Below are 17,095 nucleotides of genomic sequence, written 5' to 3'. Positions count from 1 at the left end.
CGCTACATGCGCACATGCCCGTATGGCCGACGCGCAGCAGTGGGACTGCCCAATGTGCGGGTGGCCGCAGTTCAGAACAGACGCGGCGTGCCCACCCAGAGGAGTACGGTTTCCTGGTCGGACGTATTGCTCCAGGCGTGCGGCACCGTCGATTCATAGTGCGCGCTGTCGCCCGCGCGGACCACAAACGTTTGTCCTTCCAGCGTGAGGGTCACTTCCCCAGAGAGCACATGCAGGAACTCTTCACCTGCGTGCGTGGTAACTTCGCTGGAGCGCTCACCGGGTGGCATGCGCACAAGAATTGCTTCGAGCTGGCGACCGCCGGACGGATTAGTCAGGCGTGCATAAAGGTCAGCAGAATTCGCGAAACCGAAAAACTTCAGATCCGGGCCGCGGCACACGCAGCCCGCTTCGGTGGGCGCATCGACGAAATAGCTTACCGGCACGCCGAGCGCTTTGGCGATGCTCACGAGCGAGGTGATCGAAGGGGTGGCGCGATCGCGCTCTACCTGCGAGAGAAAGGGTTTCGAGAGCTGCGCCGCGGTGGCGATGTCATCGAGCGTACGGCCTTGTCTCTGGCGCAGTCCGCGAATCTTGCTGCCTACGGAAAAGACGTTCAGTGATTCAACGGGTTTCGAAACCATGACGGAATGTTTTGAATATGTTTGAATCCGAAACCCGGACTGGGCAAAAGCCCGATTTTGTCGTGGCACATCGGGTCTCCAATCATTTCCACTGCCCGGGGCGCAGCCTGTTTCTGGCGATTGCAGAGACAAATCGGCCGATAAGCAATGGAATATGCCGATTGCCGCCGGGAATGCAATTCGAATTCCCGGGCGTACGTCGGCGATCATGCCTTGACTCCAGTTGACGGAAGCGCCATTGCACTGGCCTGCCGTCTGCGGCTCATAAACGATAGCATGAAAGCTGCAGCGTACCACTGTTCGACAGCGCGCTAAAAATCACCAATCATTTCCAGCTGCGGATGGTGTTAGAGGGAGCCTCATTGATGACCAGACGTGCGCTCGGGTATCGTTGCGGATCATGCAGGAATACTGAGAGAGAGTAGCGTGCGAGCAGGAGGCTCATGCTGTTTGCTAGCGGTTAATCGTCAGCCATGAGATGCCGGCGGTTCTGTCGCAACAAGACGGTCTGATATGCTGAGGTCATGAAAGCAGAGACGACAGGGACGATGATCAACGGGATGAACGCAGCGCTCAGGCGGGTGCTCAAGCGCTTGCACTATCCGCTGGATGTGATGTTGCTCTGCGTGCGCTGGTCCGTCGCCCACCCACTGAGCCTGCGAAATCTTGAAGAGATGATGTCGGAGCGAGGGCTGTCGGTGGATCATTCGACGGTGCACCGGTGAGCACTGAAGTTGCCGCCGGTGATGGAGAAGCTCTTTTGGCGAAGCAAGCGCCCGGTAGACAAGAGCTGGTGTGGACGAAACGTACATCAAGATCAACGGCCAGTTGCGATACCTGTACCGGGTCGTGGGCAAGGATGGCAATACTGTTGACTTCCTGTTACGGGCTCACCGGGACAAGGTTGCGGCGCGGACACGTCAAGGTTCGTCAGACGAAGTACCGGAACAACATCGTGGAGCAGGATCACAGCGCGATCGAACGTCGAAAGCGATCGATGATGGGAATCAAGAATTTCCGTTGTGCGTGCATTCTGCTCGGAGGCATCGAGCTGATGCACATGATCGACAAAGGACAGATCCAGGATGGCATCGGCAGTGGAAGAATTCTTCAGCGCCGTCTGAGGCATGCTGTCGGCGACGCTAGTATTCCCGTGAGTCGTACGTACGGTTACGTGCCGGGGTGAGCCGACGCATTAACGGAGCCGCTTTTGAGGAAGTGCACATTCAGGTGCACAGGCTCAGGCGACCGCGTCCGGCGTGAAAGGCGCGAAAGCAAAAAGACGCAGCGGTGTTTTCGCTACGGCGCCTTGTATCGTTGCATTCAGGCGCCTTAGGCGCTGGGGCTGAATCTCCAGGTAAGTCATCGACGAGATGGCGGCGCGAGCGTAGTAACTTGAATATGAGCCTGTCGTCCTGGAGATACCAGGAGGGGTTGAGTATTGCCGTCGGCCTCAGCTGACGCATGCCCTGATAGTTTAGGCAGCGAATAAATTGCAGTGAACCTGAGAGCGATTAATCCAATGAATAGGAGGACATCATCTAGCAAGGGCAGCAAGCCCCTCGCGCTGCAGTGCATCGACTCGGAAATCAATCACCTTGAGCGGGTACTACGCCATGCATTAGCCCACGACGTGTTTGGCCGGGCCTACTGGCATGGTCGCATCATGCATCTGAACGCAACCCCGGGCTTGACACCGGAACAGAAACTGCGAATTCAACATTTGTTGGATATCCTTAACGATAATACGCCGTAGTTCGGCGCATGGTTAAATGTGCTATGTGATTTCCCTGGAAGTGAATCGTGCGAAGCGCCGTCTGCCGCGACAAAGTCCGACAATGAGGCCAAGATGCGAAGGTGGCATCCGTCTTCTACGATGCCGGCCCGGGCGTGCGAGTTCAGACGAGGTCCGTGAACAAGGCTGACGCAGCGGACACGTTGGTCGCAGGTCCAATTTTTTCAACTATTTAATGGCGAGCGGAACGTAGGATATGGGCATGAAGAGGACGAAATCGCTCTACCATGGCCGCCGGTATCTGGCGGCGGCCATCGACGAACTTCGATCGGGATGCGTACGGCTGAAGGGCCGAGATCGGCTGTCTGGACGAAGCGGACGTTTGTACGCCCGCATGATCGCACAGGCGAGTGGCCGCAACTGGCTGACCGTACACGCTCGGCTTATTGCACCGTAAGCCATTTATATGCCGACTGCGTGAGGCGGCACGCGGGGGGAGATTGATCCTGATGTAGCCCCACAGGAGGAAATGGCAGCTACCGGGTGCTCAAGCTGCCGCTCATCGCAGTCCGCTACCCGCATTCTGGCCGTCGCCCGAAGTCGCGCATGGCCGTGAGCGACTTTGGCACTCTTAGTTCACGGGAAGACCATCATCCGTACGCCAAGCCAGACGAAGAGCACACCGGAGCAGCGCGTCAGGAAACCGAGGTCGTGGTGAGCTGCAATGCGCTTATGCACAACGTATGCGGTGAACGCGTAGGTCGTATGAACCACTACGATCGTTGACGCGACGGTTAGGTAGATGACGGCAAACTGACCGACGAGAGATTCGTTGGACCGCACAAATTGCGGCACTACGGCCAAAAGAAAGATTAGCGCGTTTGGGTTTGTGCCGGAAACAATGAAGGCTTCACGGAAGATTCCCACCAAGCCCGCCGGCTCGGCACTACGTGCGGCGAGAGAGCGAGGGCGAACTCTGCCAATGAAACATTGACGCACGCCGATCAGGATCAGCCACGCCGCACCTGCGATTCTGATCGCGGGAAAAAGCGCTGGGGTGGCGTTCAGCAATTTTCCTGACCCCGCGACGACGATGACAATCACGATCAGTTGCGCGCAAAGATTTCCTGCCACGGTGCCGGCGATCGCATGATGTCCATATTGCATCGCATTGCGCATGACGAGCAAGACCGCAGGTCCTGGTGAGAGCGTCGTCACGAGCCATGCCATTGCGAATGGCCCCCAGAAGTGAAAAGACACGATAACCTCGCATTCATACTGACGCACAGGGACGATCATGTCGGCCTGCAGGCGAGCACGCTCGCGCTAACGCGGCGTCTTCACGAGCTTGTTGGCCGTGCGGCGAGCACCAACCCCGGCGAAGCCGTGGGAGGCGCAATGTCCGTCGATCGTCCTTCGCGCAAGCGTGCCTGGCAGGTGCTCGTGACTCCCGCGCACCGTGGCACATCGTGGGCAACGCTCACCGGGCGTCATGAGGCTGCGGTCGTGCTGGTCATTGACCCGGAAGCGGAGGAGGCCTCGGTCAGCGAGGTTCTACAGGCGTTATATGGCCTGACGCCTGCAGAAACGAGAGTGGCGGTCACAATTGGGCGCGGCCAGGGGTTGATCGCGACTGCCGACGAACTCGGAGTGTGCCTGTCCACCGCCCGCACGCATCTGCGGCAGGTCTTCGTCAAAACCGACACGCGGCGGCAGGCCGAACTGGTGCGTTTGCTCGATCGCATCACACTCTTGCGACATCACCAAAATGCCTGAACGATTGAACGCAGGTCGGGGCGCAAGCTGCGGTTCGTATATGACATCAAGCTATTCGCGCGGTGGTCGAGGTCTGTACGCCAGATAAAGAAGCTCGAGCTTGGCTGCGCTCGACCCAGAGCGTGTGGAAACGTTTTTTTCCGCTGCTCGAGGTGGACGGCCAAACGGTTTCAGGTTGATACCGCGAGTGAGACCCGTTGCAGACGGTCGAGTCGTCAGCGGCGCGATGGCAGGTGCTCGGAGTCAAACGGCCGCCCGGTACGGCCACTCTCGGACAAGTATTCGGTCTAACCGGTCATCCAACTCGGACTGAACGCTACCCCCGACGAATGGCGCTTCCGCCCGGGGCCTACGTCCAGCAGACGTCCTTGCCGTTGCTTGACTCACCAGCGGGAATGCTGCTTCAGAGACCCGCCGCTCACTCCCGACCGGATCGGCCGCCGTGCGTCCTGAGCGCGCCCGCAGGTGAATTCGAGAGCAGATACAGCATGGCGTCCAGGCCAAGCACATAGCTGTGAACCCCAAGACCGAAGATCACGCCATCCGCGACTGGGGCGATCAAGCACTTGATTCCGCGTGCTTCGACATTCGTCATGTGCACTTCCACGTAGGGCAGCACTGCGCCCTTTACGCAATCGCGCAGCGCATATCCCGCATAGTTGAAGCCCGCAGGGTTCATGACGAGGCCGTCGACACCCTCTTCAACAGCGTGATAGATGCGATTGATCGCTTCTCCCTCGACATTGGTGTAGAAAATCTCCAGCTCGTAACCCTTCCGGCGTGCGTGCTCGTGGAGCATGACGTCAAGTTCGCTCGCCGTCGTCTTGCCGTATATCTCAGGTTCACGGTTGCCCAGGTGAATCATGTTCGCGCCCTGTATCAGCAGAATTCGCCACATGGTGACTGCTCCTTCTCTGATCCGGTGAGATGTCCTGGATACGATTGACGCACTGGTGAGACAAGTCTAGACGAGACCGCGCGAAAGCTGTCATCGCGCAGCGACTGTGTATCGTTGCTTGCCCACCGGGCGATTCAGGAGGCAGCACGATTGTCACTAAAATGTCACAATGCGGCGCCTGCGGACCTGGTCCGGCGAGAACAAACCAACGCGCTGATCCCAGGCTGGAACATCATGTACGCGGCCTAAACCGTCGACTAAACGTTCACAAACATTTTAGAAAATGCGAATCTTGGCACCTATGGCACGGTGTTGCGTCGGTTTGGATTTTCAGGTTTTGTTATATTTCAACGGGGAAGGCGGCCGAGTTATCCACAGGATATGGCCGTTTTAACAAGTTCCCCGTTGCGCATCGCCAACCGGGACTGTTGTTGCGCCGAGTATTACCAGACGACGCAACACGATACTCACCAAGAGCGATCAATGACGGCCGTCGTGTTGCGCACGATCTAGCTGGTTTGCGATCTGGGGCCGACGCCGAGTTGCCACAGCATGTCGATGTTTTTCAGGTACAGGGCAACTTTCTCGGGCGGAGCGTGGATGATCGCATGCCCATCTTCACCAACGCCGGCCACGTGTGCGGTCCACGGGTCTTCCAGGCATTGGCACATGTCGCTGATGTCGTCGCGATACTGCTGCAGCTTTTCCGGATCCCAATCGCTTACCAGATCGGACGCCAGGAGAATCGTTAGCGTGCCTTTCCGCTCACCGATATACCGCACGGGGGAGAGTAGCCCGCCGACGTAAAGCATCATGACGGCGTCGATCACGCGGTCGTCGTGATCTTCATCCCAGATGACCGCGAAGTCGAGGAAGGCGCACCGGTCGATTCTGTTCAGGAACTCGTCGTGCCATACCGGCACCCGAAGCACCGAGTAGTGGGTTCCGCGACCCAGGTTGCCGACTGGGCGGGTTTCATCGTGTAGCGTCTGGAAGAACGGGCAATAGGACATCAAACGCTCCTTTCGGGAGAGAAGCGGCTTCCGCCGCGGAACCTCAGCCATTTCGTAGCTGGGGTGTCGAGCAAACACTATCACACCGCTGGGATGGTCATCGTCGCTTTGTGTCTGCGCGGCGTTCTGATTCGGCCGGCGGCATCGCCGATACCGGCGCAGCAGGTATCGCGCCGAGGGCGGCGAGCTTGTCGCGCGCCTCCCGATGGTGCTCATAGAATTTCGCCCACTTGCTGAAGCCACCGAGTTCGCCGACAGCACGCAGCATGGCGAGGTGAGAGGCGGTAAGCAACTGCACGGTAGCTTCGAGCTCTGCGATGCGCATGTCCTTGTCGGCCAGCGACGCAGCCGTGTCGGCGCCGGAACGTTTCGCGATCCGGCCGCGCCAGCGCCTGTACGCTGACTGCCGCTGCTGATACTCGGCAAGCAGGCGACTGCGAGACTCGCTGCGGGTAATAGACGATGCCGCATTGATGGTCGGATGCAACCGGGCAACAGCGCGCGCCGTAATGTCTTCGTCTTCAGCCAGCAGCGTCTCAAGAATCTCGCGCATCTGCTCGTCGCCGTGCAATATCGATTCGCCGGGTTCAGTCATCAAGTACTCCTCGTTGTGGCGGTATGGAGAGGTCGATGCCTTCCGGGAAGGGGTGTTTGCCAGGTGGCGTCGCGAGCAGCTTCTGAACACCGGCCAGCCGCTTTTCGGCGTGCTCAAGCTGGTTCTTCCAGCCGAAGCTCGTTGAGGGGCGGCCCTTGATCGTTTCCAGCGCCAGCTTAAGCTTGCCTTCGAGACGGACGAGGTTCTGCCGGTGCTCCGGGAGGTCGGTTGCCGAGAGATGACGACAGTCGGCGAAGCACTCGAGATGTCTGGGGCAAGGGTCGACTGTGAACGAGTTCAGGCAGTGCCCATAGGGTGTGGCATGGAATCCGTCAGCTTCAGCACGCAGGTATTCGTACGCGGCCATGTCGCCTTCAGCGACCTGGATGCGCCGGAACGCATCAACGACCGGCCCAGAAGCCTTGCGAACCTTGATGAGCTTCGCCACCGTGGTGGCTTTCTCACCCAGCATTAATTCGATATCCTGTGGAATTTCAATATGATCAAGATCCTCGGCAAGACTACGATGGTCGTACTCGTAACTCTGTGCGACGCTGCGTCGATTGAACCGCTTCGAGATGATCGTGTCGGCAACGCCCAAACGGAACAACTCGGTATTCTGCAGATGGCGCAGCATATGTGATTCCAGCTTCAATGTCCGGTCATCATCGTTCTGACCGTACTTCTCGAAGAGCGATGGGAGTTTCCTGTCGTCCCCAAGTGCAAGCCCGATGAACCAGGGGTCTGGCCGATTGACTGCCATGTAGCGAGTCACATCGCACAGACCATCATTGCGTTCTTCCGTGAGCGCGCGCTTGGGCTGTACAAACAGGAATTCCCACGGTTGAACCACACCAGATGCCAGAGGTAAAGGAGCGAGGTCGGATACCTTCGTTGGTATCGTACGCCTGATATGCTCTTCGAGTTCGCGGACGTGGAGATACGTTGTATGCCAGTCCATCCGTTCGGCGAGATCAATCGGTGAACCGTCGCCATGCCGGAAACGAAGGTACGTCTCGCCATTGCACATCGCTGTCTTCAGGCGATTTCCGAACATGTAGACAGCCATGTCGAGGGTGCGATTGCCGCCGCGCCAACGGTCGTGCTGATACTCATGCAAGTCATCAAGGACGGCGGGATCGAACCCAGCCCGATAGCGTTCGATGAATGCTCCTCTCTCAATTTTCAACCAGAACGGGTTGCCCGTGAGGCGAGGGTAGATTTCGGTCACAGGTACGACGGTGTCGGGCGGGTACCAAGGCAGCAGCCGTCCCGTTTCACATTGCAACTTCAACGTGGTGCGCAGGGGCTCCGTAATCGTCGCTACGTGGTCGAGGGTCTGAGTCAGCAGCGTACGGAACATCTCCGGTACCGGCTGGGTGCCCTCGCACAGGACGCGGCTGTCGGCCTCGCCGTCCTGCTGCTTCTCTGCGAAGTGGCGGATCATCAAGGACGTCGAGATTCCGCCAGACCGTCCGGCTGGCCGCCCCTTCGAATCCAGGTACGTTCGCTCCCGCTTCCAGTCGAGCGGCAGCAGCGCGACTTCGCCTGCGCGCATCCCGGTCACGATCAGGACTCGCATGGCTGCGAAGCGCACGGCGTCGATGAACGTCTGCGGCTTCTCTGTCATCACGATACGTGTCAGTTCCCAGAACGCGCGTCGCTCAGGCAGACGTTCGTTGCGTTTGCGAGCCTCCAGATCGTCGCGGAGTCTTTCCTGCGACCAAAGATGTTTTGCCTTGATCGCACTTTTGCTTTTCATCCGCGGAACAGCGAGCGCAGGATACAACGGCCCCGCGTCGCAGATGTGTTGCGCGTCGAGCACGACCCTGACGATACCAACAACCAAGTCCCCCAGCTTCCCCGAGAGCTGGACAGCCTTGCCAATGCGAACAGCAACGTGGAGGTCGTCAACGGTTAGCGACCAAGGCTCCTTGTCCGCGCATGTTGCAATAAGTCGCAGGGGACGCGCGACGCATGCAGCTACATGTTCGGTCGTGTTACGCCTGAACAGTAGCTGCTCTGCGACCGCCGCCTTGACCAGATCCTGCCATGCGTCCGACAGCGGCTTCTTTTCTACCGGCACCAACCCTCGCGCTGCACGCTCCGCATTCACGAGTGCCAGTGCCTTTGTCTCCGCGCCAAGATCTCGCAGATAGTGAGTTTTTGGCGGCACATCGCCGGCGGCAGCGGTAAGATTCCATCCCCGCCCGTCCCGGGCAGCTCCCGTTTCGTCCAGGGGCATTTCCCAGCGCAGCCCTCTTTCGGACGCGAGCGTCTTGCCCAGCTCGATATACGCAAGGTAGTGACGATTCATCGGCTCTCGTCCTCAAGCTCGCCAATGACCATCTGGATTTCGGCGATCGTGCGCTGCAACTGGAGATAGGTCGGAGATTGGGCGTCGCCACGCGAGCTTTGCTCGAAGAACATGACCACCTCGCGCATCGAGGCCAGCACGCTCTCATGCATTGCCCTGTCATGCAAGGGCATGAACTTCCTGCAGCCGTAGCATGACGTCACCGGGTTGTAGGGGCACGCTGGCTGTCCCGACGTGCAGCCGCCGATACCTGCGATCGGGATGCCGTGAGGCACACCGGCGATTTGCTGCTCACCCTTGAGCAAGGTGAGCTCTTCCGGGGAGATGAACCGGTCGTGCGCGAACTTTGCGACGCGTCGATAGACATCCGATGCACCCAGCGCCCGGTTGACACGCTCCGCGTGGGAGGCTGAAGTCCTGAAGTAGACCAATCCGGTCTGCACGTATGAATGCCCCAGGAACTCGGCAAGTTCTTCGTGGCTCGCGCCCGCGTCAACCAGCCTCTGGGCTGCCGTATGTCGCAGGTCCGTGGCCGTGCCAAGCTCTTCCGAACCGATCAATTTCCTCACGAGAGAGGCGATTCGCGATCCCGTTTCGTAGTTCGACCGGACAGGGAAGAGACGCCCGGAATTCGCATCGTCCCTGGCAGTCCATCGCGCGTCGATGGCAACGAAGATCGGAGCCCATTCGCGCTTGACCCGGCGCGTCAGCGGTTTTTTCTTCGAGCCGTTGCGCTGCTTGGCCATGTGGAAGGTCAGGTGAACCGTGGGCAGTCCCTCCGGGGTATCCTCCCAGATCCGCACATTTCTCCTGGCGAGCATCGCTATCTGGATCGGACGCATACCGAACTGGTACGCGCACAGCAACATGCCCGCGTCGCAAATGTCGTCGAATGATACCGATGGCACCGATGATACGGCGAGAGTGGCGGCCATTTCGTCCAGATATCGCACGATTGCAGCTTCTTCGTCGGCGCCGAGAAATACGTCTCCCGAGCGGACGCCAGCGTGCGCGTCACGGGTAGGCAAGGGTAGAGCCGTGTGAAGGTAGGCGCGGTATTCGACTGACCATCCAAACAGGCGATACGTACATAGCAGATGGAGCAAGCACTTCGCGCACAGATACACGTGCACAGGCATGCACCGGGCTCGCAAGGCGGCCCAGACAGGACCGATACCAGCGGGGCCCGCACGCAAGAGGGCTACCACGTCAGCTGCGTTCAGGTGATGGGCATAGGAGACGTAAAGCGCGGCCGTTGCAACGCTCAGGTCCTGCCCGAGAATGGCAATAAAGACGTGCTTGAAGACGAATGCACGTTGCGCATCCAGCCGCGAGAAGTCAACGTTGACGCGATTGCCGTTAATCAGCAATTCGAACACTGGCTGCTCGAGCGGAGCCCGGATGGAACGGGGCCGGTCGTTGAAGTCGTCGTAGTAACGGATGACTGGTGGCAGGTCCGGCAGTTCCGCGCAAAGTATCTCGATGACGTCATCCGCCTCTTGCCCCTGGAACGAGCTTTTTGTTGCCGGAAACCTGCTCATCTAGTGCCCCTTGGGAAGCGCGCGCAACAAGGCTATGCGGTCGTCGAACGCGTCGTTCCACACGCCAGCCAGGCGATCTTCGAATACTGCCCGCGCATACCGCGATGGCATCGAGGATGTCTTGGACCAGCCGAAGAAGGTGCGCAGTTTCTGGATCGCTTCGTCCATCGCATCGCCTTGTTCGAGCAGCTGATGGAGCCGCACGGCAGCAGACGTGTGGCGAAGATCGTGCGGAGTGACAGATTCCTTGCCCGTGCGTTCTTTCAGTTCCTTCAGGACAGGCGCAGGCAAGCAACGTGAGACCTGCGCAAACATCTTTGTCAATGCCTCCGTCGACAGCGGCAAGCCAGCCTGGGAGTTGAGCAGAAACGAATGCTGCGGTCGGCCACGATAGTTTTCCGCGTACGATTGCACCAAGCTCGCGGTCAATTCACTGACCGGAACCTGACGGATCGAATGCGCGGTCTTGATGCCAGGTTTCGAGTAACGCGGGTCATCGTTCAGGTCCTCGTACTCGTTTTCCTGAACGTTGAGCCAGTATCGCGTTCGGCCTTGCCTGTCGTCGTAGGCACTCTTTATCGCGTCGACAGGTAACAGCAGGATTTCGCCGCGACGCAGTCCCTGATGCAGCATCAATACAAACGCGATGAAGGCACGCCAGCGGGTCTGCTCACGCGCGAACGGACTCCCGGATGATTCGGGATCCAGAATTTCGTACAGCGCCTTGACCGTGCTCGCCGGCAATGAACGGACGGCCTCGATCGACCTGACTCTGCGAACGTGAAGCTGGCTGTAAAGCGTCGAAAGCCGGGTCAGCTGTTTTTCAATGCGCCGAATTCTGTCGTCAGCAGCCTGACTCCTGGACACCCACGTCACAATTGCTGTGACGAACGCCAAGCCGGTCTGCCAACGCTTTTCATCTATGGCGGTGCCGTCAGGCTGATTGCGGATCGATACGAACCATGACTCAAGAATCTCGGCCAGCACCTCGTCGTTCAGCGTTCCCAGCGCGACGTCCAGCGACGCCTCGCCGCGAAGCTGGTCGGCGTGTTGATACAGGTTTTCGATGTAGCGTAGCGCCTTGACGTGCGTCGAATCGGCCAACTGAGCCGACGACATGGCCGACCAGACTGCAGCCCAGTACCGGGGCAAACCGTATTGATCCACCAGAACCGGGCCTCGCAGCCCAGGCGGCACAGAGGCATCTGACAGTCGTATAAGCATTCGTGCGTCCGCTCAATTGCGCAACGCCAAAAGATACCATTTATCAGATGTATGTTGTGGTCATAAGACCCTGAAATGCCGCCGAGCCGCAACGGCTGTAAACATACTAGCTAATGCGATAAATAACCTTATGTTAAATTAGGGAATCCTATTCAACATGTGGAAATTCAGTCAGATTCTAGGGTTCCCGTGTGTCTTCCTAAGCATGTACAACGATCGCAAACGTGTCTATCTCCTCAGATGCGCAACCCCGTCTTGTGCCGACCGTCGACTGCGAACTGCCGTTGCCGGCCAGCAAGCGACGTTCGCCGTCATGCTCCGATGGACATTCAAGCGGCCGCTCCACTCAAACAACGGACCTTCGCGGCGGGATAAGTAACCGGTCTGTACCGGACGACACATTGACGTGGCTAATTCGATCACCTCCTCGCGTTAGCCGTAGTCTGGACGCTCGGCGAACAATACTCGTTCCTGCGTTATTGGTTTACGGACGCGTGCAAAAAGTCGTCACGACACATCAGAAAATCAAATTGGAGAACGCGGTGCGGAAACTCTGCGTGGAATTCGGCCCCGAGACGGAAAACTATGATGTGACTACCTTCGTCCAGGCAGTGCTTCACACGGAAGGTCGTTGAGGCAGAACTGGATGCTCACGGCATTTCAATCGCGAATCCAGAGGTCCGACTCGCCTTGGAGCGTGCAGTCTCGCGCAGGAGCAAGTAAGCGTGGCGGCATCGACTGATCTTTGTTACTACGACAAAACCTCCTGCTCGGGTCGATCATCACGGAATTGCGTTGGTGATAGGCCAGTCCATCGCTTGAATGCGCGGGCAAAATTACTGGTGCTGGTGAATCCGAGCAGGAAAGCAATTTCGGTTACGGAGCCTGTCCGCTGCTGGATGTAATTGCAAGCCAGTTCCCGGCGCGTGTCGTCCATGATCTGCAGGAAATTGGTGCCGCGCTGCGCCAGGCGCACCTGCAAAGTCGCCGGGCTCACGCATAACGCTTCGGCCACCTTCTCCCTGCTGCAGTCGCCAGAGGGCAGCAATTCGATGATTTTCTGCGTGACGCCGGTCACCACGTCGCTCTTGTCCAGTCGGGCAAGATATTGATTCGCGATATTGTCGTTGACTTGCGCCAATTCCGGGCACGCTCCGCCGAGCGGCTGCATCAACTCATGCTTGTCGAAAGTCAGCGTCGTGGCGTGATTCGAAAAACTGACCGGTGCTCGCAGCAAGGCGCGGTACGGCTCGTCGCCTTCACGCGGCATTGGACGACGGAATTCTACGGACAGCGGGTTGAACCCCGGCTTGTACAACATACGCATCGTCTGCACCAGGAAACCCACGAATGCGTCTTCAGTTTCGCCGCAGACTTCGATCTTGAAATCGGTGGCGCGCAACGCGATGTTGTCGCCTTCTTCAATGACAAGAACGGTCGCCGATTGCGACACCAGCCGGAAGTGCCGCTCCAGCCGGCGACAGAAGTCGAGCAGCGTGCTGCTCGCGGCGAGCGCGTAGCCGAGCGCATGCAAATTGGAAATATGGATGTGCCGGGCGACCGAGAGGCCGAAATAAGGATTGTTAGTGGCCTCCACGCAGGCACGGTATAGCCTGGTCAGGGTGGCAACAGGCAGCCGGACCATCGGGCCGTTCACCATATGGGGTTGCACGCCGACGGAGCGAAAAATGCGCTCGCTGTCGATTCCGCTGGCTTGCAGAGTCTTGGCGATTGCCGTGCAGTACCCCCCTATGGTCGTCGCTTCCTGCGTGGCGGCGAGGGAGGGTTGGCGGTCGGATTTCAAGGCGCGGCGATGTAGTCAAACGGTGGTGCTGCCGATTCTACACCGTCGCTGAACGGGTCAAGGCGCGCTTGAGCGGCCGCCCTTCGTCCGCCCCGGGACGACAATCCACCTTCCACAGTCATTGCTCACTGGCGCGTCGCACGAATGATCAACGGCGATCGCTCTGCGGAATGCACTTTTCGTTCCAAAGAGCCGCGCGGTCATTGTCCCCTGCCTAAGATGACCTCCTACTGCGGACAGGTCTGGGCCTCTCCGCCACAACAACATTCCTGCATGACACGGAGACGTTATGACCGAAGAAACCTTGCTGTTTGAACCAACGGGTGCGGTTGCGCGTTTGACGCTGAATCGCCCTAAGGCGATGAACGCGATGAATATGGCGCTGCTGGCCGAACTGGATCGCCGGTTGGCACAGATCGCCGCCGACGATGACATTCGCGTCCTGGTCTTGACCGGCGCTGGCCCCGCATTTTGCGCCGGCGCGGACTTGAAGGAGGTGCTGGCCAGTCAGAAGGCAGAGGCCGGCGAAGCAGATTTCCTCGACCGTGCCGACGCAACGCTTGCGCGACTGCGCAATTTCCCCAAACCGGTGATTGCCGCACTCAACGGTGTAACCATGGCCGGCGGCCTGGAGATGGCCATGTGCGCCGACATCGTCATTGCTGCTGAAAGCGCTGCCATCGGGGACGCCCATGCCAACTTTGGCGTCTATCCCGGCGCCGGCGGCGCAGCGGTGTTGCCGCGCCTCATTCCTCAGAACATCGCCATGTATCTGCTGTTCACCGGCAAGACGCTTTCGGCGGCTGAGATGAAGGCTTACGGCTTCGTCTCAGAAGTGCATCCCGACGGCGAATTGGCCGATGCAGCGATGAAGCTGGCCGGCCAGATTGCCGCAAAGAGCCCTGTCGTGTTGCGGCGCATGAAGGAAGTCGCGCGCGTCTCCGCCGACAAGAGCCGGGACGACGCCTTGCTGCATGAGCAAGTCATGTTGCGTCGCCATCTGCGCAGCTTTGACCTGCAGGAGGGCTTGCAGGCATTCGCCGAAAAGCGCGCACCGCAATTCCAGGGCCGCTGAGCCGACTCACTACTTCATCTGGATTTCTCATCCCTCTTTCGGGAATTACATGAACGATATCTATGTTGCCGGCGTCGGTATGACGCCGTTCGGACGCTTGCTTGAGCGCAGCGTATACGACATGGTCGGCGAGGCCGTCACCCTGGCCTTGAAAGATGCCGGCGCAGAGGCCGCCGACATCGGCTCGGCATTCTATGCGACGCTGACCAATGGTCAGTTCCAGGGGCAGACCGCGATTCCCGGGCCGATCGCCATGCGCCGCATCGGCATTACAGGCATTCCGGTGTTCACCGTCGAAAATGCATGTGCCTCCGGATCGTCGGCATTCAACCTGGCGGTGCAGGCGCTGCGGGCCGGGACCTGCGACGTGGCGCTGGCCGTCGGCGCGGAAAAGATGAATATCGCCGACAAGGCCAAGATGTTTGCTGCGTTCGACGGCGGCTGGGACGTCTCGACTGTCGAGGAAAACAAGAGGACGCTGCTGGCATTAGGCGAAGGCGTGGAGCCCCCACCCGGCACCATGTCCGACCGTCCCTACAGCGTGTTCATGGATGTCTATGCGGCCATCGCTCGCAGCCATATGAAACGCTATGGCACTACGCAGCATCAGATCGCTGCAGTCGCGGCCAAGAACCACCAGCACTCGGTGCATAACCCACTGGCGCAATTCCAGCAGCCAATGACGATCGAGCAGGTGCTGGCTTCGCCGCCGATCACCTACCCGCTGACCACGACCATGTGCTCGCCGATCAGCGACGGCGCCGCCGCCGCCTTGCTGTGCACCGCCGCCGGCCTGAAGCGCCTGCAGGGCGAGGCTGGCCGCGCAGTGCGCGTGCTGGCCAGCGTCATTCAGACCGGTACGACGCGCAGTGTCGACGAGCCGCAAAAGATCATCGCGCACCTCGCGGCGAAGAAAGCCTACGAACAAGCCGGCGTCGCGCCCGAGGACGTTGACGTTGCCGAAGTGCACGATGCCTCGGCGATCGGGGAGATCCTCAACGCCGAATCGCTGATGCTGGTGCCATTCGGCGAAGGCGGCCCCGCGGCCGCACGCGGCGACTTTACGGTCGGCGGACGCATCCCGATCAACCCGTCCGGCGGTCTCGAGTCGAAAGGTCATCCGATCGGCGCTACCGGTCTCGGCCAGATTCACGAACTGGTGACGCAGTTGCGCGGCGAAGCGGGACAGCGTCAGGTTCAAGACGCACGCATCGCAATTCAGGAAAACGGAGGCGGCCTGTACGGCATCGAAGAAGCTGTGGTCGGCATCAACATCCTGGCGAAACAATAAGGACACCACAATGGGACACGTATTCCGCACTGAAGAGCAGCAGGCCGCCGTTGATGGACTGAAACGCTTCCTGGATGCCGAGATCGATCCGATCTTCAGCAAACAATACCGCGACAAGTTCGTGCCGCGCGACAAGATGGCCGAAATCATGCGCCGGCTGACGGAATTCGGCCTGGTATCGGGCATCGCGAGCGAAGCCAACGGCGGCATGGGCCTGGATTGGCTGACTTCACTGATGCTGTTCGAAGAGGTGGCTACCACCTCGGCCGACCTGTCGGTGCCGGTGCTGATCAACTCGTTTGGCGTAGTGCTCCTCGAGAAGGTTGCCCCCCCGCATTTGCGTGAACGCTACCTGCCCGGCCTGTTGAGTGGAGACAGTTTCGTCTCGATGGGTATATCCGAACCGGACGTCGGGTCCAACGTGCTGGAGATCAGAACGCGCGCGCGTCGCGATGGTGATCATTTCGTCATCAACGGCGAAAAGACCTGGATCAGCAATGGCGAGTACTCGGACTTCCTGATCTGCACCTGCCGAACCAGCGACGATCCGCGCAAGGGGCTGACCCATTTTCTGCTCGACCGCAAGGAACATCCGTACGAAGTCCGCGGCATTCATAAGATCGGCTTCAACAGTCAGTCCACCGCACAGATCTTCCTCACTGATGTGCGAGTGCCAGCCTCAAACATGATCGGCAACGAAGGCGAGGGACTGCGCAATACGCTCTCGCTGTTCGAACGGTCGCGCGTATTCGTCGCCGCCCAGGGATTGGGCATCGCCCGCCGCGCCCTCGAAGAAGCGATTCGTTATGCAAAGGAACGCCGCCAGCACGGCAAGGTCATCGCTGGCCACCAGTTGATCGCGGCAATGTTGGCCGAAATGGCGACCAACGTGGACGCAGCGCGTCTGTTGACCTACCGCGCGGCGTCGATGATCGAAGCCGGCGTGCCTGCCGAGATGGAAGCGGCGATGGCCAAGTATTTCGCCTGCGAAGCAGCGGTGAAAATCGCCCGCGAGGCCGTGCAGATCCACGGGGGCAACGGCGTCACGACCGAATTTCTGGTTGAGAAGCTCGCGCGCGAGGCAATCATCGCGCCGATTCCGGAAGGCACGAGCCAGATCCAGCAACTCATTATTGGCCGGGCCTTGACTGGCGTGCCGGCGTTCTAAGGCGCCGAGGCGAA

General features: G+C 59.3%; 13 protein-coding genes and 1 pseudogene. 5 read left to right on the top strand and 9 right to left on the bottom strand.

Going from position 1 to position 17,095, the window contains the following annotated elements:
• Positions 1 to 71: 71 nt before the first annotated feature.
• A complete protein-coding gene (locus tag L0U83_RS40005) occupies positions 72 to 644 on the bottom strand; it encodes a cupin domain-containing protein (protein WP_233890213.1) in 573 nt (190 codons plus the stop codon).
• A gap of 524 nt (positions 645 to 1,168) precedes the next feature.
• Between L0U83_RS40005 and L0U83_RS40000 the strand changes: the two are divergent.
• Positions 1,169 to 1,830 (top strand): annotated as a pseudogene (locus tag L0U83_RS40000) (IS6 family transposase).
• A 1,185-nt stretch (positions 1,831 to 3,015) separates the two neighbouring features.
• Here the strand turns inward: L0U83_RS40000 and L0U83_RS39995 are convergent.
• Positions 3,016 to 3,678 (bottom strand): LysE family translocator, encoded by a 663-nt coding sequence (locus L0U83_RS39995; RefSeq protein WP_233890124.1) that lies wholly within the window; start codon positions 3,676 to 3,678, stop codon positions 3,016 to 3,018.
• Between the two features lie 99 nt (positions 3,679 to 3,777).
• Here L0U83_RS39995 and L0U83_RS39990 point away from each other — a divergent pair, with 99 nt between their 5' ends.
• Positions 3,778 to 4,155, top strand: a complete 378-nt coding sequence (locus L0U83_RS39990; RefSeq protein ID WP_233890123.1) for a helix-turn-helix transcriptional regulator — start codon at positions 3,778 to 3,780, stop codon at positions 4,153 to 4,155.
• Positions 4,156 to 4,573: 418 nt separating this feature from the next.
• Here L0U83_RS39990 and L0U83_RS39985 read toward each other — a convergent pair whose 3' ends face one another.
• The 7 genes from L0U83_RS39985 to L0U83_RS39955 form a co-directional block, all read right to left on the bottom strand.
• Entirely contained in the window at positions 4,574 to 5,053 is a 480-nt protein-coding gene (locus L0U83_RS39985) for a type II 3-dehydroquinate dehydratase (protein WP_233890122.1), read from the bottom strand.
• Between the two features lie 509 nt (positions 5,054 to 5,562).
• On the bottom strand, positions 5,563 to 6,066 hold the full coding sequence (locus L0U83_RS39980; protein ID WP_233887971.1) for a hypothetical protein: 504 nt from the start codon (positions 6,064 to 6,066) through the stop codon (positions 5,563 to 5,565).
• A 97-nt stretch (positions 6,067 to 6,163) separates the two neighbouring features.
• Entirely contained in the window at positions 6,164 to 6,661 is a 498-nt protein-coding gene (locus L0U83_RS39975; RefSeq protein ID WP_233887970.1) for a hypothetical protein, read from the bottom strand.
• Positions 6,654 to 8,978, bottom strand: coding sequence for a hypothetical protein (locus L0U83_RS39970; RefSeq protein ID WP_233887969.1), 2,325 nt, complete (start codon positions 8,976 to 8,978; stop codon positions 6,654 to 6,656). Before L0U83_RS39970 ends, L0U83_RS39975 begins: the two co-directional genes overlap by 8 nt.
• Positions 8,975 to 10,519: a site-specific integrase gene (locus tag L0U83_RS39965; protein ID WP_233887968.1), complete on the bottom strand. Its 1,545-nt coding sequence runs from the start codon at positions 10,517 to 10,519 to the stop codon at positions 8,975 to 8,977. The genes L0U83_RS39970 and L0U83_RS39965 overlap by 4 nt, the downstream gene beginning before the upstream one ends.
• A complete protein-coding gene (locus L0U83_RS39960; protein ID WP_233887967.1) occupies positions 10,520 to 11,638 on the bottom strand; it encodes a tyrosine-type recombinase/integrase in 1,119 nt (372 codons plus the stop codon).
• An 856-nt stretch (positions 11,639 to 12,494) separates the two neighbouring features.
• On the bottom strand, positions 12,495 to 13,547 hold the full coding sequence (locus L0U83_RS39955; protein ID WP_233890121.1) for an AraC family transcriptional regulator: 1,053 nt from the start codon (positions 13,545 to 13,547) through the stop codon (positions 12,495 to 12,497).
• A gap of 289 nt (positions 13,548 to 13,836) precedes the next feature.
• Here L0U83_RS39955 and L0U83_RS39950 point away from each other — a divergent pair, with 289 nt between their 5' ends.
• From L0U83_RS39950 to L0U83_RS39940, 3 genes are read left to right on the top strand one after another with little or no spacing between them, the layout of a single operon-like run.
• Positions 13,837 to 14,622: an enoyl-CoA hydratase/isomerase family protein gene (locus L0U83_RS39950; RefSeq protein WP_233890120.1), complete on the top strand. Its 786-nt coding sequence runs from the start codon at positions 13,837 to 13,839 to the stop codon at positions 14,620 to 14,622.
• Positions 14,623 to 14,671: 49 nt separating this feature from the next.
• A complete protein-coding gene (locus tag L0U83_RS39945; protein ID WP_233890119.1) occupies positions 14,672 to 15,913 on the top strand; it encodes a thiolase family protein in 1,242 nt (413 codons plus the stop codon).
• 10 nt (positions 15,914 to 15,923) lie between these two features.
• Positions 15,924 to 17,081 carry an acyl-CoA dehydrogenase family protein gene (locus tag L0U83_RS39940; protein ID WP_110386457.1) on the top strand — a complete coding sequence of 386 codons (1,158 nt, stop codon included), beginning with the start codon at positions 15,924 to 15,926 and terminating at the stop codon, positions 17,079 to 17,081.
• Positions 17,082 to 17,095 lie beyond the last annotated feature (14 nt).

The organism is Paraburkholderia flagellata (assembly GCF_021390645.1).
In the GTDB taxonomy this organism is placed as follows: domain Bacteria; phylum Pseudomonadota; class Gammaproteobacteria; order Burkholderiales; family Burkholderiaceae; genus Paraburkholderia; species Paraburkholderia flagellata.
Note: the sequence above shows the minus strand (reverse complement) of the source record. Positions and strands in the feature narration are given on the sequence as shown.